The sequence below is a fragment of the Aquincola tertiaricarbonis genome (genome assembly GCF_023573145.1).
In the GTDB taxonomy this organism is placed as follows: Bacteria; Pseudomonadota; Gammaproteobacteria; order Burkholderiales; family Burkholderiaceae_C; genus Aquincola; species Aquincola tertiaricarbonis_B.
Genome location: NZ_CP097636.1, coordinates 2,572,307 through 2,596,744, shown reverse-complemented (window position 1 = coordinate 2,596,744; position 24,438 = coordinate 2,572,307). Strand labels below are relative to the sequence as shown.

21 protein-coding genes are annotated in these 24,438 nt (G+C 71.9%); 8 read left to right on the top strand and 13 right to left on the bottom strand.

What is annotated here, in order from left to right; genetic code table 11:
- Positions 1-30: 30 nt before the first annotated feature.
- From MW290_RS26305 to MW290_RS26265, 9 genes are read right to left on the bottom strand one after another with little or no spacing between them, the layout of a single operon-like run.
- Positions 31-1,056, bottom strand: coding sequence for a 4-hydroxythreonine-4-phosphate dehydrogenase PdxA (locus tag MW290_RS26305; protein ID WP_250197301.1), 1,026 nt, complete (start codon positions 1,054-1,056; stop codon positions 31-33).
- A gap of 13 nt (positions 1,057-1,069) precedes the next feature.
- Complete coding sequence (locus tag MW290_RS26300; RefSeq protein ID WP_250197300.1) at positions 1,070-2,353, bottom strand: TRAP transporter large permease subunit; 1,284 nt, start codon at positions 2,351-2,353, stop codon at positions 1,070-1,072.
- A 28-nt stretch (positions 2,354-2,381) separates the two neighbouring features.
- Positions 2,382-2,885: a TRAP transporter small permease gene (locus MW290_RS26295; RefSeq protein WP_250197299.1), complete on the bottom strand. Its 504-nt coding sequence runs from the start codon at positions 2,883-2,885 to the stop codon at positions 2,382-2,384.
- Between the two features lie 17 nt (positions 2,886-2,902).
- On the bottom strand, positions 2,903-3,934 hold the full coding sequence (locus MW290_RS26290) for a TRAP transporter substrate-binding protein (protein WP_250197298.1): 1,032 nt from the start codon (positions 3,932-3,934) through the stop codon (positions 2,903-2,905).
- 26 nt (positions 3,935-3,960) lie between these two features.
- Positions 3,961-4,917 (bottom strand): amidohydrolase family protein, encoded by a 957-nt coding sequence (locus MW290_RS26285; protein ID WP_250197296.1) that lies wholly within the window; start codon positions 4,915-4,917, stop codon positions 3,961-3,963.
- Positions 4,914-5,843, bottom strand: coding sequence for an amidohydrolase family protein (locus tag MW290_RS26280; protein WP_250197295.1), 930 nt, complete (start codon positions 5,841-5,843; stop codon positions 4,914-4,916). The genes MW290_RS26285 and MW290_RS26280 overlap by 4 nt, the downstream gene beginning before the upstream one ends.
- Complete coding sequence (locus MW290_RS26275) at positions 5,840-6,781, bottom strand: YncE family protein (RefSeq protein ID WP_250197294.1); 942 nt, start codon at positions 6,779-6,781, stop codon at positions 5,840-5,842. Before MW290_RS26275 ends, MW290_RS26280 begins: the two co-directional genes overlap by 4 nt.
- Before the next feature lie 26 nt (positions 6,782-6,807).
- On the bottom strand, positions 6,808-7,794 hold the full coding sequence (locus MW290_RS26270) for a DctP family TRAP transporter solute-binding subunit (RefSeq protein ID WP_250197293.1): 987 nt from the start codon (positions 7,792-7,794) through the stop codon (positions 6,808-6,810).
- A gap of 50 nt (positions 7,795-7,844) precedes the next feature.
- A complete protein-coding gene (locus MW290_RS26265) occupies positions 7,845-8,834 on the bottom strand; it encodes a Bug family tripartite tricarboxylate transporter substrate binding protein (RefSeq protein WP_250197292.1) in 990 nt (329 codons plus the stop codon).
- Between the two features lie 109 nt (positions 8,835-8,943).
- Between MW290_RS26265 and MW290_RS26260 the strand changes: the two genes are divergently transcribed.
- From MW290_RS26260 to MW290_RS26230, 7 genes are all read left to right on the top strand, one after another.
- Positions 8,944-9,885 carry a LysR family transcriptional regulator gene (locus MW290_RS26260; protein WP_250197291.1) on the top strand — a complete coding sequence of 314 codons (942 nt, stop codon included), beginning with the start codon at positions 8,944-8,946 and terminating at the stop codon, positions 9,883-9,885.
- Complete coding sequence (locus MW290_RS26255) at positions 9,882-10,463, top strand: DNA-3-methyladenine glycosylase (RefSeq protein WP_250197290.1); 582 nt, start codon at positions 9,882-9,884, stop codon at positions 10,461-10,463. The genes MW290_RS26260 and MW290_RS26255 overlap by 4 nt, the downstream gene beginning before the upstream one ends.
- Positions 10,464-10,597: 134 nt before the next feature.
- A complete protein-coding gene (locus MW290_RS26250) occupies positions 10,598-11,716 on the top strand; it encodes a nucleoside hydrolase (RefSeq protein WP_250197289.1) in 1,119 nt (372 codons plus the stop codon).
- Between the two features lie 49 nt (positions 11,717-11,765).
- A complete protein-coding gene (trhO, locus tag MW290_RS26245; RefSeq protein ID WP_250197288.1) occupies positions 11,766-12,644 on the top strand; it encodes an oxygen-dependent tRNA uridine(34) hydroxylase TrhO in 879 nt (292 codons plus the stop codon).
- Entirely contained in the window at positions 12,641-13,615 is a 975-nt protein-coding gene (locus tag MW290_RS26240) for a pseudouridine synthase (RefSeq protein WP_250197287.1), read from the top strand. Before trhO ends, MW290_RS26240 begins: the two co-directional genes overlap by 4 nt.
- 36 nt (positions 13,616-13,651) lie before the next feature.
- Positions 13,652-14,254, top strand: coding sequence for an ABC transporter ATP-binding protein (locus MW290_RS26235; RefSeq protein ID WP_250197286.1), 603 nt, complete (start codon positions 13,652-13,654; stop codon positions 14,252-14,254).
- Positions 14,255-14,365: 111 nt separating this feature from the next.
- A complete protein-coding gene (locus MW290_RS26230) occupies positions 14,366-17,116 on the top strand; it encodes a hybrid sensor histidine kinase/response regulator (RefSeq protein ID WP_250197285.1) in 2,751 nt (916 codons plus the stop codon).
- A gap of 5 nt (positions 17,117-17,121) precedes the next feature.
- On the opposite strand, the gene MW290_RS26225 is transcribed toward MW290_RS26230, so the two are convergent.
- From MW290_RS26225 to MW290_RS26215, 3 genes are all read right to left on the bottom strand, one after another.
- Complete coding sequence (locus tag MW290_RS26225; RefSeq protein ID WP_250197284.1) at positions 17,122-19,110, bottom strand: GGDEF domain-containing protein; 1,989 nt, start codon at positions 19,108-19,110, stop codon at positions 17,122-17,124.
- A complete protein-coding gene (locus MW290_RS26220; protein ID WP_250197283.1) occupies positions 19,107-21,248 on the bottom strand; it encodes a GGDEF domain-containing protein in 2,142 nt (713 codons plus the stop codon). The genes MW290_RS26225 and MW290_RS26220 overlap by 4 nt, the downstream gene beginning before the upstream one ends.
- A gap of 248 nt (positions 21,249-21,496) precedes the next feature.
- Positions 21,497-22,159: an ion channel gene (locus tag MW290_RS26215; RefSeq protein ID WP_250197282.1), complete on the bottom strand. Its 663-nt coding sequence runs from the start codon at positions 22,157-22,159 to the stop codon at positions 21,497-21,499.
- Positions 22,160-22,238: 79 nt separating this feature from the next.
- On the opposite strand from MW290_RS26215, the gene MW290_RS26210 reads away from it, so the two are divergent.
- Positions 22,239-23,372 (top strand): cache domain-containing protein, encoded by a 1,134-nt coding sequence (locus tag MW290_RS26210; protein ID WP_250200156.1) that lies wholly within the window; start codon positions 22,239-22,241, stop codon positions 23,370-23,372.
- Here the strand turns inward: MW290_RS26210 and MW290_RS26205 are convergent.
- On the bottom strand, positions 23,369-24,394 hold the full coding sequence (locus MW290_RS26205) for a LacI family DNA-binding transcriptional regulator (RefSeq protein WP_250197281.1): 1,026 nt from the start codon (positions 24,392-24,394) through the stop codon (positions 23,369-23,371). The two genes, MW290_RS26210 and MW290_RS26205, sit on opposite strands and share 4 nt — an antisense overlap.
- Positions 24,395-24,438 lie beyond the last annotated feature (44 nt).

Genomic DNA, 24,438 nt, shown 5'->3' with positions numbered 1-24,438 from the left:
TGTCTCCGGGTTCGGAATGGCGGTGGGGGTTCAGTGGCGGGCGGCCAGCGCGCTGGCGCCCATGCGCACCGCGATGGCGAAGGCGTTGGCGGTGGCGTTGACGTTGGCGCGGCCCTGGCCGGCGATGTCGTAGGCGGTGCCGTGGGCCGGCGTGGTGATGGGGATGGGCAGGCCGCCCTGCACCGTCACGCCCTGGCTGAAGCCCAGCAGCTTGATCGCGATCTGGCCCTGGTCGTGGTACATGGTCACGATGGCGTCGTACTGGCCGTCACGCGCCTTCAGGAAGATGGTGTCGGCCGGGAAGGGGCCGGCGATGGGCAGGCCTTCGGCGTTGAGCGCCTCCACCGCCGGGGCGATGATGTCGATCTCTTCGCGGCCGCAGGTGCCACCGTCGCCGTTGTGCGGGTTGAAGCCCGCCACCGCCACGCGCGGCGCGGCCACGCCGGCGGCCTTCAGCGATTGGTGGATCAGGCGGGCGGCGGCCATGATGCGGTCGCGGCTCAGCCAGGAGGCTGCGTCCTTCAGCGGGATGTGCGAAGACACGCGCGAGGTCCACAGGCTGCCCAGCGTGTTGAACTCGCAGAAGTAGCCTTTGACGCCCAGGTACTGCGCGAAGTGGTGCAGCTCGTCCTCGTGCTGCAGGCCGCCCTGCTTCATCGCATGCTTGTTCAGCGGCGCGAAGCAGATGGCGTCGATCTCGCCGGCCAGCGCCGCGTCCATGCAGCGGTTGAGCACCTTCAGCACCGAGGCACCACCCGGCGCCTCGGCCTTGGCCAGCGTCACCTGTTCGGGCTGCACGGTGTCCACGGCGATGAAGGCGGGGCGCGAGGTGTCGGCGCGGCTGCGCACCGCGGCAAAGCCGTCCACCGCATCGCAGGCCACCTGCACGCCGGCCACCTGCTGGCCGCGCTGCCACAGCCAGGGGTCGCCGATCAGCACCACGTTGGCCTGGGTGGTGGTCTCGGGCTGCGCCAGCAGCTTGGCGATGAGTTCGGGGCCGATGCCGGCGGGGTCGCCCAGCGTCAGCGCGACGACGGGTTGGTGGGGGGAGTTCACGTCAGGCGTCCTTTCAATAGAACCAGCGGGCCGGCACCATGACCAGCTGCGGGAAGAGGATGAACAGCATCAGCAGGAAGGTCTGCGCCAGCAGGAAGGGCATCACACCGCGGGTGACGCGGGCCAGGTCGACGCGCGCCACGCCGGCCACCACGTTGAGCACGGTGCCCACCGGCGGCGTCAGCAGCCCGATGGCGTTGTTCATGATGAACAGCACGCCGAAGTAGATGGGGTCGATGCCCGCCTGCTTGACCAGCGGCATCAGCACCGGCGTGAGGATCAGCACCGTGGGCATGAAGTCGAGTGCGGTGCCGATGACCACCACCAGCGCCATCATCATGAACATCAGCAGCACCTTGTTGTCCATGAAGGGCTGCAGCAGCTCACCCACCTGGCCGGGGATGTCGGCGATGGTGATCAGCCAGGCCGAGACCAGTGCGCAGGCCACCAGGAACATCACCACGCTGGAGGTCTTGGCGGCCTGCAGCATCAGCCGCGGCATGTCGGCGATGCGCATCTCGCGGTACACGAACAGGCCCACGAGCATCGAGTACACCGCAGCCACCACCGCGGCTTCGGTGGGCGTGAACACGCCGGCCTTCATGCCGCCGATGATGACCACCGGCAGCAGCAGCGCCCAGAAGCCCTGGCGGATGGCGCTGACCAGCCGGCCCCACTCGAAGCGGTCTTCCTGCGTGATCGGCGGCGCCTCGCGGCGGGCGCAGAACCACCAGGTGATGGCCAGGGTCACGCCCATCAGGATGCCCGGCACGATGCCGGCCAGGAACAGCTTGGTGATGGACACCTGCGCCGCCACGCCGAACACCACGAAGCCGATCGACGGCGGGATGATGGGCGCGATGATGCCGCCCGAGGCGATGAGCCCGGCCGAGCGCGGCAGGTTGTAGCCGGCGCGGCGCATCAGCGGCACCAGCACCGCGGCCAGGGCCGCGGTGTCGGCCACGGCCGAGCCGCTGATGCTGGCCATCACCAGCGCGGCCAGGATGGCCACGTAGCTCAGGCCGCCACGCACGTGGCCTACCAGTGCTTGCGCCATCGCGATGATGCGGCGCGACAGGCCGCCTGCATTCATCAGCTCGCCGGCCAGCATGAAGAAGGGCACCGCCATCAGCGGGTAGTTGTTGGTGCCCTCCAGCAGGTTCTGCGCGAGGATCTGGGTGTCGAAGTTGTCCAGGTGGAACATCAGCGCGACGCCGCACACCAGCAGCGCGAACGCGATGGGCATGCCCAGCGTCATCGCGCCGAGCAGGGAGAGGATGAAGATGGTGACGGTCATGGCCAGTCCTGTGGGATGGTGCGGGCGGTCACTCGACCGACTCGGTGGGCTCGACCACCAGTTCTTCCACCGGCATGCGGCCGGTGATCTGGCGCCACAGGCTGTGCAGCAGGATGGCGGCGATGCCCACGCTGCACACCAGCAGCGCGGAGAACACCCAGCCCATCGGCAGCCCGGTGACGGGCGCGCGGTCGTCCATGGCAATGACCACCTGCTTCCAGGTGCCGTGGGCCAGCAGGCCGCAGCAGCCCAGCATCAGCAGGTCGGACGCAAAGCGTGCCACGCGCCGGGCCGGCACCGGCAGCGCCTTGACCACGCTGCTCATGCCCAGGTGGGCGTTCTCGTGCATGGCCACCAGCGCGCCGATCAAGGTCAGCCACATGAAGATGAAGCGCGAGACTTCTTCCGAGAAGGTGATGCCTGAGTTGAAGCCGTAGCGCAGCACGACGTTGCCGAACACCAGCACCACCATCACACCCAGCAGCAGCACCAGCAGGATTTCCAGTGCGCGAATGGCAAAGCGGGTAAACATGGTCAGGGCCTCCGCTTTCAGCGCGTGCCGGCGGCCGCAATGGCCGCCGCGAAGTCACGCGCCACGTCGGCGCCCACGGCTTCCACGTGCTTGTCGATCACCGGCTTGAGCTTGTCGCGCATGCGGGCGCGTTCGGCGGCGCTCACCTCGGTGATCTGCAGGCCCTGCTGCTGCAGGTCGGCCTTGAGCTTCTGGTTGAGCTGGCGGCTGGTCTGGCGCTGGTAGGCGGTGGCTTCCGCCGCAGCGGCCTGCAGCAGCGCCTGGTCGGCGGGCTTCAGGCCGTCCCAGAACTTCTTCGAAGCGATGAGCACCAGTGCGTCGTACGCATGGCCGGTGGTCGAGAGGTATTTCTGCACGTCGTAGAACTTCTGCGCCGAGATGACCGTGTACGGGTTCTCCTGCGCATCCACGGCCTTGGTTTCGAGGGCGGTGAACAGCTCGTTGACCGGCATCGGCACCGCATTGGCGCCCAGGCCGTTGAAGAGGTCGATGTACAGGTTGTTCTGCATCGTGCGCACCTTCAGGCCGGCCATGTCTTCCACCTTGGCCACCGGGCGGCGGCTGTTGGTCAGGTTGCGAAAGCCGTTTTCCCAGAAGGCCAGGCCCACCAGGCCCTTGTCGGGCAGGCGCGCCAGCAGCTGCTTGCCGAAGGGGCCGTCCAGCACGGCGTCGGCCTGCTGCTCGCTGGCGAAGGAGAAGGGCAGGCCGATGACGCCGAAGGCCGGCACCAGGTTGGCCAGCGTGGCGGTGGAAGGCACGGTGAATTCCTGCGTGCCGCCGCGCAGCGCCGCCTGCATCTGCTGGTCGCTGCCCAGGGTGGCGCCCGAGTACACGTTGATGCGGATGCGGCCGCCGCTCTTGGCGCCCGCCAGCTCGGCGAACTTGCGCGCGCCCAGCGTCTGCGGGTGTTCATCGGGCAGGCTGGTGCCGATGCGGGCCTTGATGTCCTGCGCGGCGGCAGGCAGTGCCAGGCCGGTGGCCAGACAGGCTGCCAGGCAGGCGGCGGGCAGGCCGAGCGCCAGCCGGCGGGCGAGGGTGGGGCTTTTCATCGGGTGTCTCCTTCGTGTTGGTGTTGTCAGTCCAGCCGGTACAGGCGCAGCGCGTTGTCGCAGAACAGCGCCAGCCGCTCGGCCGGCGTGTGCTGGCGGGTCAGCACCTTGAAGCTGCTGAAGATCTGGTCGAAGCTGGCCACCAGGCCGTCGACCGGGAAGTTGCTGGCGAACAGGCATCGGGCCACGCCGAAGCGCTCGATCAGCCCCTGCACCACCGGCGCCTGCAGCGCGGGGGTCCAGGCCTGGCCGGGCACGCCCAGGCCGCTGATCTTCACGTGCACGTTGGGCGCGTCGGCCAGTTGCGCCATCGCACGGCCCCAGGCGGCCAAGGAGGCTTCGTCGCGCTCGGCCGGCAGGCCTGCATGGTTGACGATGAGCGTGGTGCGCGGAAAGTCGCGCGCCAGTTCCAGCGCCTCGGCCATGTGCCACCAGGGGGCCTGCAGCTCGAACATCAGGCCGGCCGCTTCCAGCTGCGCATAGCCGTCGCGCCAGCGGGGGCAGCGCATGGCGCCGGGCGCGGACCAGCCGGGGGTGTGGTCCTGCCGCGGCAGGCTGCGCGGCTTGTGGCGCACGCTGCGCACGATGGGCAGCTGGCGGTAGGCGGCCAGCACCTCGGGCAGGTCGGCACGGTCCAGCCAGGCCTGGGCGGCCAGGGCCTGCGGCGTGCCCTGCGCATCGGCCAGGGCCTGCACCCAGCGGGCCTCGCCCACCGGGTCGGCCGGGTCCCATTCACCTTCCATCAGCACACTGCGCAGCCACAGGTGGCCGCTGGCGGCGCGGGCATGGTCTTCGGGCAGCCAGTCGCGGCAGATGGGGCCGTAGTCGCCATAGCGGAACGGGATGCGCGGCTGCCGCTGCAGCCAGGGGTGCGGGTTGCGCTGCAGGTCGAAGTAGTGGTGGTGCGCATCGACGATGGGCAGAAGCGCCTCGTCGCCGCTGGCCAGGAAGCGTTCGCGCGCAGTCTGCAGGTCGGGCTTCATGCGGCGGCGCTCCGCGCGATGCGGTAGACCGCCATCGCGTTGTCGTGCCACACCGCCTGGCGGGCGGCGGCGGGCAGGTGGGCCAGCGCACGGGCGGTGGCTTGCACCAGTTCGGCATAACCGATGCGCAGCCGCGCCACCGGGAAGTTGCTGCCGAACAGGCACCGCTGCCAGCCGAACAGGTCCAGCGTTTCGCGCATCACCGGCAGGTTGTCGGCTTCGGTCCAAGGCCGTTCGCGCAGGCCCAGCTCCGAGATCTTCACGTGCACCTGGGGCAGGGCTGCCAACGCCGCCATGCCGCGCCGCCAGCTGGCCAGGCCGGTGGCGCTGCGGTCCCAGGGCAGGCCGGTGTGTTCCAGCACCACCGTCAATGGCGGCACCTGGGCCAGCAGCGCGGCGGCTTCTTCCAGGTGCCAGTAGGGCACGCGCAGGTCCCACAGCAGGCCATGGGCGGCCAGCCGCTGCAGCGCGGCGGGCCAGCGCGGGTCTTGCAGCGAGCCGGCCGCCGGCAGCGCCGCACCGGGCGCCGCCGCGGTGGCGGGCTTGCAGCGGATGCCGCGCACCAGCGGCATCGCGGCCTGGGCGGCCAGCTGCGCATCGGCATCGGGCGCCAGCAGGTCGGCCCAGGCGACGATGGCGCCGGGCAGGCCGTGGGCAGCGTGCTGCTGGTGCAGCCACTGCGTTTCGGCCAGGGCTTCGCCGCGGTCGCGCTCGGCTTCCACGTGCACGCTGGCCACCACCGGCATGCCCTGCCAGTCGGCCCGGAAGTCGGCCGGCCGGTAGTCGCGGCACAGCGGCTCATAGGCGCCGAGGATGAAGCGCTCGGGCGCGTAGTCTTCCTGCAGCCAGGGGTAGTGCGCGCCTTCCAGCGCCCACAGGTGATGGTGGGCGTCGACGATGGCGGTGGGCAGCTCGGGCGGTGTCATCGGCACAGCACGAAGGAGGCATCGGGCTCGCGCAGCGTGGTGATCTCGCGGCCGAACTGCCAGCTCGCCAAGTCCAGCTCACGCACCTTGTCGTCCTGGAACGAGACATAGGCCAGCGCCCGCCGCGGGTGGAAGGACAGCGCGGTGGGGTTGGCCGGCAGCGGCACGCAGCGCAGCTCTTCCAACGTGTCGGCATCGAACACCGACAGCGACTGCTCGCCCGAGTTGGTCAGCAGCAGCAGCGAGCGGCCATCGGCGGTGTCGTGGCGGTAGATGCGGTTGGGGTCGCGCCGGGTTTTCACGCGGCGGCCCAGCGCCAGCGTGCCGGTGTCGATCTCCACCAGCGTGTCGTCGCCCCGGTTGGCCACGAACAGCCGCCGGCCGTCGCGCGAGAGCGCATTGCCTTCGGGCCGCGGCCCGGGCGTGACGGCCTGCGGCGCCACCGCCGCATCACGCGGGTGGAAGCGCGTGACGGTGTTGGACAGCAGGTGGATGCCGAAGGCGGTGCCGGCATCGGGCGTCAGCGTCACCAGGTGGGTCTTGATGCCGCCCGAGGGCACGGCCAGGTGCGGCACGTCCTGCTCGCGCGGATGCTCGAACACCAGCAAGGTGTCGTTGGCCTCGCTCATCGCATACAGCCGGCCCTGGGCATCGCAGGCCATGCCGTGCGGCCGGCGGTAAGGCCACAGGTCCAGCATGCGGGTGTGGCGGCGCTCCACCAGGTCGATCTCGGCCACCCGGTGGTCGCCGTCGTCGCCGCGGGTCCAGGCGGTCTCGATGCCGAAGATGCCGACGTAGGCGCGCTGGCCCGTGGGGTCGACGCAGAACTCGTGCGGGAAGTTGGGCAGCACCAGGTGCTTCAGCGCCTGGCCGCTGGCCAGGTCGTAGAAGCTGAAGGTGTGGGCGCATTTCTGCACCAGCAGCAGGATCTCGCTCATGGGGTCTCCGGGCTCGGCGTGTGAGGTCACGCCGTGGCGTCGATCTGGGCCAGCAGGTCGCCGCCGTTCTTCTCGACGAAGGCCTTGCGCGTTTCGGCCACCACCACGCGGCGGAAGGGCTCGGCGTCGAAGCTCTCGATCACCTGCATGCCCTTGGCCTTGAGGTCGGCCACGGTGCGGCCTTCGTCGCGGGCATTCATCTCGCGCTGGAAGCGCGAGGCGGCGCGGGCGGCATCGGCCAGCGCCTGCTGCAGCGGCGGCTCCAGCTTCTCGAAGCGGGCCTTGTTCATCACCACCGGCATCGCGGTGTAGGCATGGCGGCTCATGGTCAGGTGCTTCTGCACTTCGTAGAACTTGGCCGACCAGGTGATGGCGATGGGATGCTCCTGCGCATCCACCGCGCCGGTTTCCAGCGCCTGATACAGCTCGCCCAGCGGCAGCGGCACCGGGTTGGCCCCCAGCAGCTTGAAGGCCAGGATGTGCGACGGGTTGGGCGTGGTGCGGATCTTCAGGCCCTTGACGTCATCGGGCAGGCGCACCGGCTTGTGCTTGGTGGTGATGCAGCGAAAGCCCACTTCGAACCAGCCCAGGCCCTTGAGCGCATGGGCTTCCAGGCCCTGCATCAGCTTCTGGCCCACCGCGCCGTCCAGCGTCTGGTAGGCATGGGCCGGGCTGCGGAACAGGAAGGGCAGGTCCAGCGCGCCGATGGCCGGCGTCAGGCCGGCGAAGTTCACGCTGCCGGCCATCATCAGGTCGATGGTGCCGCCGCGCACCGCGCCGATCACGGTGGCGTCGTTGCCCAGCTGGCCGCCGGGGTACACCTGCACGTCCAGCTTGCCGCCCGACTGCTCCTTGGCCAGGCGCGCCAGTTCCAGCGCAGCCAGGTGCTGCGACGAGGTCTCGGGGCCGGCATGGGCCAGCCGCAGGCGCGTGGCCTGGGCCCGCACGGGCAGGCTGGCTGCGGCCAGGGCTGCGCCAGCGGCCACGCCGCTGCAGAAGGTTCTTCTTTGCATGGATGTCTCCTCGGGTGGCGGCCGGCCGGTGCCGCCGTGCGATGCGGCCGTCAGTCGATACGGATGCCGCGCTTCTTCACCAACTCGGCATAACGCTGGTTCTCGGCGTCGTGGAAGGCGGCGAACTGCGCCTGCGTCATCGGCGTCACGTCGGCGCCGATCTGGGCCAGGCGCTGCCGGGTCTCGGGCAGATCCAGCACCTTGTTCACCTCGTCGTGCAGCTTGTCCTGCACCGCCTTGGGCGCGGCGGCCGGCAGGTACACGCCGTACCAGGCGCTCATCTCCACGCCCTTGACGCCGGCCTCGGCCATGGTGGGCACCTGCGGCAGCTGCGGGTTGCGGGCCTTGCTGGTCACGGCCAGCGCCTTCACCTTGCCGGCCTTGATGTGCGGCAGCACCGAGGCCAGGGTGTCGAAGCTCATCTGCACCTGGCCGGCCATCAGGTCCACCAGCGCCGGGCCGCTGCCGCGGTAGGGAATGTGGGTGATGAAGGCGCCGGTCGATTCCTTGAACAGCTCGGCCGCGATGTGCTGGGTGCTGCCGGCGCCGCTGCTGGCGAAGTTGAGGGCGCCGGGCTTCTTCTTGGCCAGGGCCACCAGTTCGGCCACGGTGTTGACACCCAGGTTGTTGTTGACCACCAGCACGTTGGGCACGGCCCCTACCATGGCCACCGGCACCAGGTCGCGCTGGTTGTCGTAGGGCAGCTTCAGCAGGTAGGGCGCGATGGCATGGGCGGTGGACACGCCCATCACCATGGTGTGGCCGTCGGTGGCCTTGGCGGTGGCATCGGCCGCCATGGTGTTGGAGGCCCCCGGCTTGTTCTCCACCACCACCGTGACCTTGAGGGCGGGGCCCAGCTTGTCGGCCACGGCGCGGGCCATGGCATCGGTACCGCCACCGGGTGACGAGCCCACCAGCATGCGCAGCGGCCGGGTGGGCCAGTCGGTCTGGGCGCTGGCGGCCAGCGGCAGTGCGGTGGCACAGAGCGCGAGGAAGGGGGCCAGGGCGGCGCGGCGCCAAGCGGTGGGGTACTGCTGCATCGGGTGTCTCCGTTTTTTCTCTTCAGCACTGCAACGGGCCGGATGCTAGGCCTGCCATTCATAACGGTATATTGAAAGCTCTTGATGCTTCCATAGCCGGAGGATATGCATGGCCGAAGGCCTCACCGGTGCGCAGCTGCTCAACCGCCTGCGCCTGCGGCAAGTGGCGCTGCTGCTGGCGCTGCGCCAGCACGGCACGCTGGGCGCGGCCGCCAGCCAGCTGGGCATGACGCAGCCGGCCGCCACCAAGATGCTGCACGAGCTGGAGGCCACGCTGGGCTGCCGCCTGTTCGAGCGTGAAGGCCGCGGTCTGCGGCCCACCGCCGCCGGGCACACGGTGTACGGCCACTTCGACGGCCTGCACGGCTCCATCGAGGCGCTGGCCCGCGCGCTGGAAGCGCTGCAGCGCGGCGGCGCCGGGCGGCTGTCGGTGGGCAGCATCCTGGCCTCGTCGCCCGCCTGGTTGACGCAGGCGGTGGCGCGCATGAAGCGCGAGCAGCCCGGGCTGGAGCTGGTGATCGCGGTGGAAACCAGCGACCGCCTGATGGAGCAGCTGGAGCGCGGCGAGCTGGACATCGTGATCGGCCGCCTGGTGGAGGGCTATGCGCACGAGGACTATCGCTGCGAGCTGCTGGACACCGAGCCGCTGTCGGTGGTGGTGGGGCCGCAGCATCCGCTGGCGGGCAAGCGCCGGCTGGCACTGGCCGACCTGGCCGACCAGCCCTGGGTGCTGCAGCCGCGAAACAGCCCGATGCGCGAGGTGCTGGAGCGCGAGTTCCGGCTGCAGGGCATCGACGCGCCACGCAACCGGGTGGAGACCGCCTCCATCATGACCACCACCAGCCTGCTGACCGAGACCGATGCGGTGGCGGTGATGCCCACCTCGGTGGCGCGGCCCTATGCCAGCCACGGCATGGTGGCCATCCTGCCGGTGAAGATCGTGCAGCAGCTCGAGCCCTTCAGCACCATCGTGCGGCAGGGGCGGGCGCTCAGCCCGTCGGCGCAGCGCTTCCTCGATCTGCTGCGGGCGCCGCAAGGGCAGGCCGCATGACGGCGACGCTCGCCGGCGTCGATTTCGCCACCGATGCGCCGCAGGTGGCGCGGGCCCTCATCGGCGTGCTGGTGCTGGTCGATGGCGTGGGCGGCCGCATCGTGGAGACCGAGGCCTATGACCGCGAGGACCCGGCCTCGCACAGCCATGGGGGGCCGCGGCCGCGCAATGCCTCGATGTTCGGGCCACCCGCCTATGTGTACGTCTACCGCTCGTACGGCATCCACTGGTGCATGAACTTCGTCTGCCGTGAGGCGGGCCATGGCGCGGGCGTGCTCATCCGCGCGATCGAGCCCTTGTTCGGGCTGGACCGCATGCGCGCGCGGCGCGGCAGCCCGCTGGACGACCGGCTGCTGTGCGCGGGCCCGGGCCGCGTGGGCCAGGCGCTGGGCATCACCCGCGCGCTCGATGGCCTGCCGCTGGATGCGCCGCCCTTCGAGTTGCGGCCGGCCGAGGGGCCGGTGGACGTGGTCACCGGCCCGCGCATCGGCATCAGCAAGGCGGTGGACCTGCCGTGGCGCTACGGGCTCGCCGGCTCGCGCTTCTTCAGCCGGCCGTTCCGCCCGACGCCGCGCTGATCCCTCGCGCCAACATCGCCGATGGCGATACAGCCCGTTGCACCATCGCGGGGAATCCATGAGCCGCAAACGTTTGCGCAAACGTTTGCGAAGCCTAGACTGATCCGCATCCCCCACACGATGAGGAGACGGACATGAAACTGGGATGGGTGCTGGCGCTGTGCGCCGCCTTGCTGGCCGGCTGCGGCAACGACAGCGATGATGGACCGATGAAAGTCATCATCGACAGCGACTACAACACCATGAGCGACGACGGCCAGCTGGGCGTGATGGCGGCGCAGCTGCAGGCGCAGGGCCGCATCCAGGTGCTGGGCATCAGCGTGGTGTCGGGCAACCAGTGGCTGCGCCAGGGGGTGGCCGATGCACTCAAGAGCATGGAGCGCATGGGCGCCGGCGCCAGGATCCCGGTGTACGCCGGCGAGAACATGCCGCTCAACCACGACTACGCCGCGGTGCAGGCCGAGCAGGCGGCCGGCGCCGGTGGCGACGGCTACCTGGGCGCCTGGAGCAGCCCGCAGCCGCAGAGCGATGCCGACCTGGTGGCGCCGCCCGACGGCTTTGCCACCAGCACCCAGGTGCAGGCCAAGAGCGCGGTGGACTTCATCGTCGACACCGTCAAGGCCAACCCGCGCGAAGTCACCATCCTGGCCATCGGCCCGCTGACCAACATCGCCAAGGCGGTGCAGCGCAACCCGGAGATCGTGCCGCTGATCAAGCAGATCATCTACATGGGCGGTGCGGTGCACGTGGCGGGCAACACCACGCGCACGGCCGAGTTCAACTGGTGGTTCGACCCCGATGCCGCGCAGCAGGTGGTGCGGCTGCCGATCAAACAGGTGGTGGTGCCGCTGGACGTGACCGACACCGTGCTGCTGACCAAGCCCATCTACGACCGCATCGCGCATGCGGCCCAGCCGACCGCCATCACCCGGCTGTTCCAGCAGCTCAACGGCTATGGCTTCAGCGGCAACAACGGCTTCGAGAACAACCCCGAATACACCCAGAACATCTGGGACACGCTGGTGCTGGCCTACCTGCTGGACCCGGGCTACGCCACGCAGACGCGTGAGGAATACGTCGACGTGATCGCCCGCAACGGCGACCCCGAGAACGGCCGCTCGGTGGGCTACGACACACCGCCGGCCGGCGTGGCGCTGCAGAAGATGACGGTGGTGACCCGCTTCGACAACGCCCGCTTCTTCGAGCTGTACGTCGACCTGCTGACGCGGCCGGTGCCGGTGACCTTGAAGTAGGCATCGGGGCGCCGGGCGGCGCCCTGCGGGCAGCGGCCAAAATGGCGGCATGTCCCTCGACCGCTGCGCGCCGGCCGTTCCCATGGCCGGCGCTTCTTCCTGGCTGCACAGCAGCTTCTACCGCTTCACGCCGCTGGCCGATGCCGCGGCGGCGGCGCAGGCCGTGCGCGGCCTGGCGCAGGGCGTGACCGGCGCCATCACGCTGGCGCCGGAGGGCCTGAGCGGCGCCGTCGCCGGCACGCCGGCCGCGGTGCAGGCCTTCGAAGCCGCGCTGGTCGCCAGCCCCGCCTTCGGTGGCGCGCTGCGCGGCCTGGTGTTCAAGCACAGCCACGGCCGCACCGCGCCTTATGCGCGGCTCAAGGTCAACGTCAAGCCCGAGCTGGTGGCGCTGGGCCTGCCCGGGGCCGAGGCCCTGCCGCCGCCTGACGAAGAAGACGACTCCCACCTCAGCCCCGCCCAGTGGCGCGCGCTGCTCGATGAGGGCCGGGCGGTGGTGCTGGACAACCGCAACCACTTCGAATGGCGGCTGGGCCGCTTCCGCGGCGCCGTCGATCCGCAGGTGCCCAATTTCCGCGACTTGCGCGCCTGGGTGGCGGCGCAGGCGCCCGCCTGGCGCGCCGAAGGCCGGCCGGTGGCCATGTACTGCACCGGCGGCATCCGCTGCGACAAGACCGCGCCCTGGCTGCGCAGCCTGGGCCTGCAGGTGCTGCAGCTGCGCGGCGGCATCCTCGGCTACTTTGAGGCGCTGCCCGATGCCGAGCGCGACTGGCAGGGCGAGTGCTTCGTGTTCGACAACCGCATCGCGCTGGACACCCGGCTGCAGCCCACCGCCACCGGCCCCGCCCAGGTGTACGACCCCGCGCAGGCCGACGAAGCCTGGCGCCTGGCGCGCGCGCTGCGGCTGCAGGCCGCGGCCACGGGTGTATGACGCGCCCCCGCGTGGCCTGGGCGCCGCCGATGCGCGACGGCGTCAGCCCCAGCCGGGTGGCGGTGAGCGGCGGGCCCTGGCCCACGGTGCTGGCCTTTCTGCAGGCGCGGCTGCCGGCCGTGGCCGACTGGCCCGAGCGGCTGGCCCGCGGCGACGTGCTCACGCTCGAAGGCCGGCCGCTGCAGGCCGACGAGGCGTGCCGGCACGGCGCCGTCTACTGGTACTGGCGCCAGCTGCCGCCCGAGCCGCGGGTGCCGTTCGAGATCGAGGTGCTGCACCAGGACGAGCACCTGCTGGCCATCGACAAGCCGCACTTTCTGGCGGTGTCGCCCAGCGGCCGCTACCTGCAGGAAACCGTCACCGTGCGGCTCAAGCGCCTCTTGGGCATCGACACCTTGGTGCCCATGCACCGGCTGGACCGCGAGACCGCCGGCGTGCTGCTGTACATCGTCAAGCCCGAGGTGCGCAACGCCTACCAGGCGGTGCTGCGCGACCGGCGCGCGCACAAGGTGTACGAGGCGCTGGCGCCCTGGCCGCCGCGGCAGCCGCTGCCGGCCGAGGTGTCCACCCGGCTGGAGGAAAGCCCCGGCGACGCCTTCATGCAGATGCTGGAGCTGCCCGGCGAGCCCAATGCCCACAGCCGCGTCGAGCTGATCCAGCGCCTGGGCCCGCCACCGCCTGGCGCGCTGCACGACGAAGAAGCCGCCCGGACCACCGAGATCGCCCACTACCGGCTGCAGCCCCACACCGGCCGCCGGCACCAGTTGCGGGTGCACATGCAGTCGCTGGGCGTGCCCATCCTCGGCGACCGCATCTACCCGCGGCACTGGCCCGAGCCGCCGCCGGACGCCCCGCCCGACTACCGCCGGCCGCTGCAGCTGCTGGCGCGCGAGATCAGCTTCACCGACCCGCTGAGCGGCCAGACCCGCCGTTTCGTCAGCCGCCGCCAGCTGCGGCTGGACGCCTCCTGACGACACTTGAACCCGACGCCCGACACCATGACCCCCGTGTTCGAAGCCCGTGACCTCGGCTTTGCCTTCGAGGGCGGCGGCCCGCCGCTGCTGGCCGGCCTGCAGCTGCGCCTGCCGCCCGGCCTGACGCTGCTGCAGGGCGGCGACGGCAGCGGCAAGACCACGCTGCTGCGCCTGGTGGCCGGCACGCTGGCGCCCACCGCCGGCCAGGTGCTGCGGCGGCCCGACCGCCTGTACGCCGACGACCCCACCGACCCCGCCGACGATGGCAGCCTGGCCCAGGCCTGGCTGGATGCACGCCGCGCCCGCCACCCCGGCTGGGACGACGCCACCGCGCAGCAGCTGATCCAGGGCTTTGCGCTGGCCGAGCACCTGGGCAAGCGGCTGGAGATGCTGTCCACCGGCAGCCGGCGCAAGCTGGGCCTGGTGGCCGCCGGCGCCAGCGGCGCCGATCTCACGCTGCTGGACAACCCCTTTGCCGCGCTGGATGCGCCTTCCAGCCGCTGCCTGGCGCAGCTGCTGGCTGACGCCGCGCTGGGGGCGCGGCGCGCCTGGCTGGTGGCCGACTACGCGCTGCCGCCGCTGCTGGCCGGCGTGCCGCTGGCGGGCCTGATTGACCTGGATCAGCCGCCACGCTGAACCCCGTGGCAAGTTGGATGGCGCGGCACCACCGGTGCGTGGTGTACTGCCGGCGGCGGCACCGTGCTTGCCATTGCTGGGCCAATGCCTGAAGTCCGATCACGCTGTTCGATGGGCCTATCCACCGCTGCTTCTCCCAGGCGCCTGCGTCGGCGGCCTGACTACCTGCTGTCGCGACTGCTGCTGATCGTCGCCGCGGTGGCGGTGCCGCTGGTGGCGCTGCAGGCGGTGAGCATCCTGGAAGCCCGCAGCGACGCCGAACGGCGCGCGCTGCAGCTGCTGCGCCAGCGCGCCGCCGACGTGGCCGAGCATGCGCGCGACCAGATCGACCATGCCGAGCACCTGCTCACCTTCCTGGCCACGCGGCAGAGCATCCGCACGCTGGACGTGGAGTCGTGCGAGAACCTGGTGCGCGGCGTGGTGGGCGCCGGCGCCGCCTACACCAACATCGGCTTTTTTCGCCAGGACGGCAGCCACGTGTGCTCGGCGCAGCCGGTGGTGCCGCGGCCCTCGTTCGCCGACATCCCGTGGTTCCGCGGCGGCATGGCGGCCGAGGGCTTTCTGCTCAGCGAGCCGCGGCGCGGCCCGGTCAGCGGCCGCATGGTCACCTACCTGACGCTGCCGGTGCGCAGCGCCGAAGGCCGCAAGGTGGGCCTGGTGGTGGCGGTGATGGACATGCAGGGGCTCAACACCGCGCTGCAGGCCGAGCTGGGCGGCCCCGGCAGCACCGTGGCATTGGTCAAGGACCGCAGCCTGCTGATCACGCGCCTGCCCGACCCTGAGCGCTGGATGGGCCGCCCGGTGCCGATGCCGCTGGACATGGTGACCCTGGGCGGCGACAGCCGCATGGTGGTGGCCAACGGGGTGGACGGCCAGCGCCGCGCCTTCGCTTCCGCCCCCGTGGGCAAGCACGGGCTGGACGCGCTGGCCGGCATGCCGGTGGCCGACGTGTATGCGCGTGCCGACATGGACCTGTGGCGCGGTGTGCTGGCGGCCAGCCTGGTCATCAGCCTGGGGCTGGCGGCGGCCTTCCTCGCCGCGCGGCGGCTCACCGCGGCCTTGCGCAGCATTGCCGACACCGCGCGCCGCCTGCAGGCCGGCGAGACCGAGGTGCAGGCCGATGCCAGCCTGCCCGGCCAGTTCGGCGAGGTGGCGGCCGAGATCAACCGGCTGATCGAGCGCAATGCGCTGCGCACCGGCGAGCTGGAGGCCAGCGAACAGCGCGCCGTGCGGCTGCGCCGCTTCTACGAGGCCTTGTCGGCCACCGGCCAGGCCATCGCCCGGCAGGTGGGCACCGAGGCCTTGTTCGACGAGGTGTGCCGCGCCTGCATGGCCTCGGGCCTGGCCGAACGCGCCTGGGTGACGCTGCGCGAGCCGGTGGGGCTGCGGGTCATCAGCAGCGCCCTGCGGCGCGGCCGCCCGGCGGCCGACCGCCATCCGGGCTGGGCCGCCCGCGACGCGGCGCTCACCCAGCGCGCGCTGCAGTCGGGGCAGGCCGCCATCGACGCGCCCGCCGACGAGGCGCCGATGGCGGCGGTGCCTATCACCGTGGACGACGAGCGCATCGGCGTGCTCACGCTGTGCGCCGCCCGCGGCGTGGCCTTCGACGATGAGCTGGTGGGCCTGCTGGGCGAGCTGGCGCGCGAGCTGTCCTTCGGCGTTTCGCTGGACCGGCACAAGGCCTCGCGCGCGGCGCTGGCCAGCGCGCAGGCGGCCAACCGGGCCAAGACGCGCTTTCTCTCGCACGTCAGCCATGAGCTGCGCACGCCGCTCAATGCGGTGCTGGGTTTTGCACAGCTGCAGCATGCGCGCGCCACCGAGCGGGGCGACGAAGAGGCCGGCGAGCAGCTGGGCCATGTGCTGGCCGCGGCGCGCCAGCTCACCGAGCTGATCGACGACCTGATGGACGTCTCGCGCATCGAGGCGGGCGAGCTGACGGTGGAACTGTCCGACGTGGACGTGATGGCCAAGCTGGCCAGCGTGGTGCAGCTCAGCGAGCCGCTGGCGCGACGCCAGCAGGTGCGGCTGTCGCTGGCCGCCGCCGCGGCCGCGCCGCTGCTCACCCGCACCGACCCCGTGCGGCTGCGCCAGGTGCTGATGAACCTGGTGAGCAACGCCATCAAGTACAACCGCCCCGGCGGCCGGGTGCGGGCCGATGCCTGGTGCGAAGGCGGCCGCGTGCTGCTGCAGGTGGAGGACACCGGCCTGGGCATGTCGCCGCAGCAGCTGGAAGGGCTGTTCCAGGCCTTCAACCGGCTGGGGCGCGAGCGCTCCGCCATCGAGGGCACGGGCATTGGCCTGTTCATCACCAAGCGGCTGGTGGAGCTGCTGGGCGGCGAGCTGCAGTTCGACAGCCGCGAAGGCCAGGGCACCACTGTCACCGTCTCGCTGCCCTATGTGCCGCCCGAGGGTGCCGCCGAATCGAGCGCCTTCGCGCCGCTGCCGCTGGCCGGCAGCGAAGCCGCCGACACGCTGAGCGGCACCGTGCTCTACATCGAGGACAACCCGGTCAATGCGATGCTGGTGGAAACCTACTTCCAGCAGCACAGCCAGGTGCGTGTGGTGGTGAGCGGCAGCGGCCACGAGGGCCTGCAAAGCGCCGCCGAGCTGCAGCCCGACCTGGTGCTGCTGGACATGCAACTGCCCGACATGCACGGGCTGGAGGTGCTGCAGCGGCTGGCCGCCGACCCGCGCACCGCGGCGCTGCCGGTCATCGCGCTGTCGGCCAGCGCGATGCCGCAGGAAGTGGAGGCCGCCACCCGCGCTGGTGCCCAGGCCTACTGGACCAAGCCGATCGACTTCGCCCGCCTGCGCGCCGGCGTGGCGGCCGTGCTGGCCCGCGGGCGCGGCGCGGGAAGCTGACCCGGTCAGGCCGCCTGCAGGCCGATCGCGCGGTTGCGGCCTTCGTGCTTGGCGTCGTAGAGCGCCCGGTCCACCAGGTTCAGCGCCTGCTCATAACGCAGCGGCCGGGCGGTCTGCGTCAGCGGGAACACGCCATGGCCGATCGAGGCCGTCACCCGCAGGCTGTGGCCGCCGGCCTGCACCGGCTCGCCCGCCACCGCCCGCAGCAGCCGCTGCGCCAGGCGCGCGGTGCGGGCCGCATCGGCGCCCGGCAGCACCACCAGGAATTCTTCGCCGCCCCAGCGCACCACCAGGTCGTCGGGTGTGACCGCGGCGTGCAGGCGGCGCGCCACCTCCACCAGCACCTCGTCGCCCGCGGCATGGCCGGCTTCGTCGTTGATGCGCTTGAAATGGTCTACGTCCACCAGCAGCAGCCCGCCGTGGAAGGCACCGTCCGGCTGCGTCAGCCGTGCCATTTCGGCCTGCAGGTGCCGGCGGTTGGACAGCTGGGTCAGCGGGTCGCGCTCGCTCAGCGCCTGCAGCTGCACCTGGCTGGCCGCCAGCTCGCGGTGGGTGGCCCGCACGCGGCGGTACAGCAGCAGCGCGGCGGCGGTGGCGGCCAGCATCGCCAGCGCCAGCACCCAGCCGAAGCGTTGCAGCAGTGCCCGGTTGGCCAGTGCCTCGGTCTTCAGCGCGTTGTCGCGGGCCAGCAGCTCGATGTCGCGCTGCCGGGCCTCGGCCTCGTTGCGGCCCTGCAGTTCCTTGAGCGCCACGTTGCGGTTGATCCGCATCAGCTCGGCGCTCAGCGCCCGCTCGCGGTGGAACAGCTCCAGCGCGCTGCGGGCATCGCCTGCGGCGGCCAGGGCTTCGCCGTATTCGGTGAGCGTGCCCACCTGGCGGCCGGTGTCGCCGCTTTCCTCCCACAGCCGCAGCAGGCGGGCCAGGTCTTCCTTGCCTTCGGCCAGGCGGCCCAGGCCGATCTTGGCCAGCCCCGCGTTGTTGATGAGCACGCGTTCGGCCCGCAGGTCGTTGCGCTCGCGCACGATGGTCAGGCCCTTCTCGGCGGCGGCCAGCGCCGCCGCCGGCCGGCCGGCACGCACGTAGGCGTCGCTCAGGTTGGTGAGCATGCGGCCTTCCAGCCGCGGTGCATTGGCGCGCGCCGCCTGCTGCTGCGCCAGCTCGTGGAAGTGCAGGCCGGCACGCGGGTCGCCGCGCAGGTCGGCCATGCGGGCTTCGGTGTCGGTCAGGCGGGCCAGCTCGGTCAGGTCGTCCAGCGGGTGCACCAGCCGCCGCGCCTGGCCGATCAGGTGCCGGGCCTCGTCGCCGTCACCGCGGGCTTCGGCCAGCAAGGCCAGCGTGGCCAGGTTGGCCGCCTGGCGGCGCGGGTCGTGAAAGGCCTCCGCCAGGGCCAGCGCGGCGCGTGCCTGCACCGCCTCGGCCGCGGGCACGCCCTGGCCCACCGCGCGGCGCTGCAGGATCTGGTGGGCCTGCCAGGCCGACCGGTAGTCGCAGGGCAGGGCGCTGCGGGCGGGGGTGCGCTTGGGCGGGCAGTCGGCCTCGAAGGCGTCCAGGGCCGATTGCGCCAGCGCCGCGGCCACCGCCGTCTGGCCCGCGTTCTCGGCCACCAGCGCCCGCACCAGGTTGGAGCTGGCATTGGCGCGCAGCTGCGGGTTGTCGCGCGAGAGGTCCAGCAGCGCCTCGGCCACCGCGCCGGCCTGCAGCGCATTGCCGGCCTGGGCGTGGATGCTGCCGATGGCCAGCAGCACCCGTCGCATCGACTCCGGGTCCTGGGTGCGTTCACGCAGCTGGCCCAGCGTGGCCAGGGCCTGCGCCGGATGTTCGTAGCCGCTGCGCTGGAGCGCGTCCAGCCGCTCGGCCAGCGCCTGCACCGCGGGCGGCTCTGCCGGCCCCGCCGGCACGGCCGCGGCCAGCAGGGGCAACAGCAGGGGCAGCACCGACGTGGCGGCGACGATGCGCCGCAGCGCCCGCGCCAGCGTGGGCAGCAGCTGCCTCATGCTGCGACCTCCACCGGCTTGGCCTGGCCTTCGGTGCGCAACAGCGTCAGCGCCACCCGGCCATCCTGCGCGGCGGCTTCCAGCGCACCGGTGATGGCCTGCAGCGACTCGTCGTTGGCGGCCTGCCGCAGGCGCACGCCGTAGGCGCGGTTGCGGCCATGGGCCTTGGCCAGGTACATGGCGGTGTCCACCAGGTTGACGGCCCGCTCCCACGGCACCGGCAGCGAGGCCGGCCCGATGGGGAAGGTGGCAAAGCCGATGGAGGCGGTGACCGCCACCTGGCGCGACTGCACCGCCACCGGCGTGCCTTCGAGCGCGGCCAGCATGCGGCCGGCCAGCGCATCCACGTGGTCGCCGGCCATGGCCTGCACCAGCACCAGGAATTCCTCGCCGCCCCAGCGCACGATCAGGTCGTCCTCGCGCAGCGTGGCGCGCAGGCGCTGGGCCACCTCCACCAGCACCGCGTCGCCCACCGCATGGCCATGGTGGTCGTTGATCTGCTTGAAGTGGTCGACGTCGATCAGGTAGACGGTGCCGCACAGCATGCCGTCGGCGGCCCGCCGTTTCATCTCGTCCTGGAAGGCCCGGCGGTTGGCCAGGCCGGTGAGGGGGTCGCGCTCGCCATGCTGGCGCAGCACCTGGTTGCTGGCCGACAGCAGCCGGTTGGCCTGCCGCACCCGCCGCAGCAGCGCCACGATGACGCCGAAGGACAGCAGGCTCACGCCACCGGCCAGCGCCCACAGCAGCTGCTGCAGGTCGCGGCGGTGCAGCTGCTCGGCCTTGATCTGCTGCTCACGCTGCGGCAGCGCCAGCGAGCGGTTGCGCTGCTCGGCGTCGTACTGCTCCTGCATCGCCAGGATGGCCTTCTGCTCGTCGGCGCGCAGCACGCCGGCCATCAGCTTGCGGTGCTTGTGATAGGCCGCCACCGCGCCGCGCAGGTCGCCGGCCTGTTCCAGGTAGCCGCCCAGTTCCAGCCAGGTGCTGGCGGCACCGGCCAGTGCGCCGCGGTCCTCGTCGATGGCGATGGCCTGGGCCACGAAGCGCTTGCCCAGCGGCAGGTGCTGCATCGAGATGTGCGCGAAGCCGATGTTGGCCAGCGCCACCAGCTCGCTGTCGGGGTCGCGCAGTTCACGGGCCAGCGGCAGCGCCCGCTGCGCATGCAGCAGCGCCGTGCGGAACTCGCCCTTCTTCAGGTAGAAGTCGGCCATGTTGGCCAGGTAGCGGGCCTCGTCGCGCTTGCTGCCGGCACGCACCGCGCAGGCGATGGCCTGCTCGAAGTGGAAGCGCTGGCCGTCCTGGTCGCCCAGGCCGTCCAGCACGATGCCGGCGGTGTTGTGCGCACGGCCCAGGCCCACCCAGTCGGTGGCTTCGCTGGCCAGCGCCAGGGCCTCGTCGCTGAGCTGGCGCGCCCGCTCCAGCTGGCGCGCGCCGAAGTAGCTGTAGGCCAGCGCGGTGCGGGCCTCGGCGCGCCGCCAGGGCGTGCCCAGCTGGTCGGCCAGCGCCAGCGCCTGGTGGTGCAGGCGCACGGCTTCCTCCAGCTGGCCGGCGCGGTCCTTGATGTAGCCGTGCACCATGACAAAGCGGTAGCGGTCCAGGTCGCTGACCTCGGGCGGCAGCCGGCCCAGCGCCTCCTGCACCAGGGCGTCGGCGCGCTTGAGGTCGTGCCCGCCGTGGGCGGCAAAGGTGGCGCGGATCAGCAGCGCGGCACCGGCGGCCAGGCCGGCTTCCTGCGCACCGGGGTGCAGGTGCCAGTCGTCCAGCGCCAGCGCGCTGCGCTCGGCAGCGGCGCCGTCGGCGGCCTCGGCCAGCATCAGGCCCTGCACGGTCAGCAGCTCGCGGTGTGCGGCGCTGAAGGGCGCCACCCGGGTGATCTCGGCGTCCACCTCGGCGGCGGTTTCCTGCGGACGGGCCCGGCCCTGGCGTTCCAGCACCATGATGCGCTGCGCGATGGCGGCCGGCTGTGCGGCGGCCTGGGCGGGCGCGGGGCGGCTCGCCACCGACGTGGCTATGGAAGTGCCGGGCTGGCCTTCGGCGGCGGCCAGCGTGCTGGCCAGGCAGGCGACCGCCAGCACGGCACCCCGCAGGGCGGCCTGCCACGCGGCCCTCGGGGCACGGTCGACGCCTGCGGACGGCGGCACGGCGGCCCTCATGCCGCGGGGCCGGGCTGCGATGGGGCGTGGGTGGCCGGCGCGCCAGCGCTGACGGGGAACGAGCGGTACATCCAAACCTTTACTGCTAGGTGGCGCCTGGCCGCCGCCTTGGGCGCTGGCCAGGCCGGCCGGCGATGCCGGAACCGGGATGCCTGTGAACCGGACCTATCGGCCCCGCGTCGCCAGGATTGAGCCGGCGCTTGTAACAGAAACGCAGCGGCCGCCCCCGGTTCGACTTACCGCCTGGGGACGGTCAATCCGACCAGGCGAGACACCACGGTGGCCAGGTACATCACGCCGACGAACATCTCGATGGCCGCCAGCGCGCGGGCCACCGGCCGCACCGGCACCACGTCGCCGATGCCGGTGCTGGACAGCAGCGCGAAGCTCAGGAAGATCAGCTCAGTCCAGGTGCGCGGCTGCTGCGGATTTACCGCCGCGGTGAAGCTGCCGGGCTGCAGCGCCTGCAGCATCACGAACAGGTAGGCGAAGCCCCAGGCCAGCAGCGTGAAGGTGGCGCCGGCGGCGAACAGCTCGTCGGTGGTGGCCCGCAGGTCGCGTGTCATGTAGGCGATCAGGCTGCCGGCCGCGTAGAAATAGAAGGCCGCCTCCAGCCCGGCCGACCAGGGGCGCAGCTGCGGCAGCCCCCAGGCGGTTTCCAGCACCAGCAGCGCGATGGCGGGCAGCGCGATGCCCACGCTCACCCACACCAGCCCCGGCGTGCGCCGCACCATGCCGGTGGTGATGGCCAGGATGACGATGCCCAGCGTGCCCAGCGCCACCGGTGCCGCGTGCAGGTCCTGCAGGAAGGGGTAGAGCAGCAGCGCCAGCAGCTGGGTGACGAGCAGGATGGCCGACGGATGGCGGCGCGTGAGCGCAAGAAGGCGGAGAGGTGGCATGCGGTGTCCGGCTGCACGGGTCAACTTTGGCCCGCGAGCGACGATAACCCTGCGTTGTCCACTGCCCGCGCGCGCCGCCATGAGGCTCACCGCCCCTTCCCGCTGGTCGCTCCAGCACAAGCTCCTGGCCGGCCTGGGGTTGTGCCTGGCGGTGTTCGTCGCCGTGTCGGTGGCCAGCGGCCTGTGGCTCACGCGCGAAGCCTTCGAGGCACGGGTGGTCAGCGACGAACTGCCCGCGGTGCTGGGCAGCGTGCGCAGCGAACTGCAGCGCCAGGTGGGCGAGCCACTGGGGGCCTCGCTGGACATGGCCGACAACCACTTCCTGCTGACCTGGGAGCGGGCCGGCCAGCCGGCCGACGGCCTGGCGGCCTTCCAGGCTTATGCCGCACGGCTCAAGGCCCGGCATCGGGCGCAGCAGGTCTATTGGGTGTCGCAGACGCAGGGCCGCTACCTCACCGAGCTCGGCCCGCAGCGGCCGCTGGGGCCGCAGGACGGCTGGTTCGGGCGCTTTCTCACCAGCGGCCGGCCGTACGCGATGGCGCTGAGCCCCGATCCGCTGGGCGAGGGCTGGCGCCTGTCGGTGCTGGCCCGTTTTGATGCCGGTGCCGGCCATGTGGGCCTGGCGGGCATGGGCGTGGCAGCGGGCGCGCTGGCCGAGCAGGTGGCCAGCCGGCGGGTGGGCCAGACCGGACTGCTGATGCTGGTGCAGCCCGATGGCCTCATCGTGCTGCACCGCGACCCGTTGATGGCCGACGGCCGCCACCATCTGGGCGACCTGCCGGGCTTCGGCATCGAGGCGCTGGGTCGGCTGCTCACCAGCCACGACGAGTTCAGCTACACGGTGGAGCCGGCCGATGGCGGCAGCCGGGTGCTGGCGGCCAGCTACGTGCCTGAGCTGAACCTGTACCTGGTGGCGACCGTGCCGCGTGCCGAACTGCTGGCCGCAGCCACCCGCGCCGCTTGGACGGCCCCGCTGCTGGCCGCGGCGGTGGCCGGCCTGCTGGGCCTGGTGCTGGTGGCCTTGTTGTCGCCGCCGGCGGCGCTGGTGCCGGCGCTGGTGCCGGAGTCGGTGCTGCCGGCCGCCGAAGCCGACGCGGCCCCGCCGCCGGAAGGGCCGGTGGGCGGCACGCCGCGGCAGCAGGCGGCGGCGGTGATGAGCCGCATCGGCGACCAGGCGCGCCAGTCGGCCCGCGGCGGGGCCGAGCAGGCCTAGCCTGCCGCCGGTGGGCCGATGGAGTTGCCGGGCTCGAACACCGGCTGCAGCAACCGGTGGCGGTCGGGCAGGGGCTCGCCGCGCATCAGGGCCAGCAGCATCTCGGCCATGGTCTCGCCGGCCCGGTAGGCGGTGGGCTGGCCAATGGCGGCGATGCGCATGCCGGCGCGCAGCACGTCATCGGGCACGCCGTCGTAGACGATGACCGACAGCTCGCGCCCGATGGCCACGCCCGCGTCCAGCAGGGCGCGTACCGCGCCCATGCCGCACAGGTTGTTGTCGACGATGAGCGCGCTGGGCCGGGTGGGGCCGGCCAGCAGCCGCTGGGCGGCCGCATGGCCGGTGCGGTGCGAGAGCCCGCCTTCGACCACCAGCGCCGGGTCCACCGCCAACCCGGCGGCCTGCATCGCCCGCTGGAAGCCGGCCTGCCGCTGCGCGGCGAAGCACAGGCTGAGCGGTGCATGCAGGTAACCGATGCGGCGGTGGCCGAGGGCCACCATCTGCTGCACGGCCAGCACCATGCCGGCCTCGTTGTCGAAGTCGAACCAGGCGAAGCCGTCAGGCTGTGCGGTGCGGCCGTAGGCCACCAGGGGCACGCCCACGCGCTGCAGGTAGTCGATGCGTTCGTCGACCACCCGGGTGCGCGCGACGATGACGCCGTCCACCCGGCCGCCGCTGATCAGCCGCTGGTAGGTGCGCAGCTCGGTGCGTTCGCGGGCCGAGGCCAGCAGCAGGTCCATGTCGTCGGCTTCGAGCCGGTCGGACAGACCTTCGATGACTTCGAGGAAACGTGGGTCGCCCAGATCACCGGCGTCCAGCGGATACACCAGGCCCACGGCATCGGCGCGGCCACGGGCCAGTCGACGGGCGGTTCGGTTGGGCTGGTAGCCCAGCTCTCGGGCCATCTGTTCGACCCGCTCGCGCGTCTTGGCACTCACGTCGTCGTAGCCGTTGAGGGCACGGCTGACCGTGGTGGCCGACAGGCCGAGTCGGGCCGACAACTGCTTCAGATCGGTCGGCACGGAGATACGGATTCCGGGATCGGGGGTGAGGACGTGTGATTGTC

Bases quoted from the DNA above. Each gene is read 5' to 3' on its own strand.
- MW290_RS26255 (WP_250197290.1), top strand. From the start codon at position 9,882: ATGACGGCGACGCTCGCCGGCGTCGATTTCGCCACCGATGCGCCGCAG.
- MW290_RS26225 (WP_250197284.1), bottom strand. From the start codon at position 19,110: ATGAGGCAGCTGCTGCCCACGCTGGCGCGGGCGCTGCGGCGCATCGTC.
- MW290_RS26280 (WP_250197295.1), bottom strand. From the start codon at position 5,843: ATGACACCGCCCGAGCTGCCCACCGCCATCGTCGACGCCCACCATCAC.
- MW290_RS26230 (WP_250197285.1), top strand. From the start codon at position 14,366: ATGGGCCTATCCACCGCTGCTTCTCCCAGGCGCCTGCGTCGGCGGCCT.
- MW290_RS26215 (WP_250197282.1), bottom strand. From the start codon at position 22,159: ATGCCACCTCTCCGCCTTCTTGCGCTCACGCGCCGCCATCCGTCGGCC.
- MW290_RS26285 (WP_250197296.1), bottom strand. From the start codon at position 4,917: ATGAAGCCCGACCTGCAGACTGCGCGCGAACGCTTCCTGGCCAGCGGC.
- MW290_RS26265 (WP_250197292.1), bottom strand. From the start codon at position 8,834: ATGCAGCAGTACCCCACCGCTTGGCGCCGCGCCGCCCTGGCCCCCTTC.
- MW290_RS26250 (WP_250197289.1), top strand. From the start codon at position 10,598: ATGAAACTGGGATGGGTGCTGGCGCTGTGCGCCGCCTTGCTGGCCGGC.
- MW290_RS26290 (WP_250197298.1), bottom strand. From the start codon at position 3,934: ATGAAAAGCCCCACCCTCGCCCGCCGGCTGGCGCTCGGCCTGCCCGCC.
- MW290_RS26275 (WP_250197294.1), bottom strand. From the start codon at position 6,781: ATGAGCGAGATCCTGCTGCTGGTGCAGAAATGCGCCCACACCTTCAGC.
- MW290_RS26210 (WP_250200156.1), top strand. From the start codon at position 22,239: ATGAGGCTCACCGCCCCTTCCCGCTGGTCGCTCCAGCACAAGCTCCTG.
- MW290_RS26300 (WP_250197300.1), bottom strand. From the start codon at position 2,353: ATGACCGTCACCATCTTCATCCTCTCCCTGCTCGGCGCGATGACGCTG.
- MW290_RS26295 (WP_250197299.1), bottom strand. From the start codon at position 2,885: ATGTTTACCCGCTTTGCCATTCGCGCACTGGAAATCCTGCTGGTGCTG.
- MW290_RS26240 (WP_250197287.1), top strand. From the start codon at position 12,641: ATGACGCGCCCCCGCGTGGCCTGGGCGCCGCCGATGCGCGACGGCGTC.
- MW290_RS26270 (WP_250197293.1), bottom strand. From the start codon at position 7,794: ATGCAAAGAAGAACCTTCTGCAGCGGCGTGGCCGCTGGCGCAGCCCTG.
- trhO (WP_250197288.1), top strand. From the start codon at position 11,766: ATGTCCCTCGACCGCTGCGCGCCGGCCGTTCCCATGGCCGGCGCTTCT.
- MW290_RS26260 (WP_250197291.1), top strand. From the start codon at position 8,944: ATGGCCGAAGGCCTCACCGGTGCGCAGCTGCTCAACCGCCTGCGCCTG.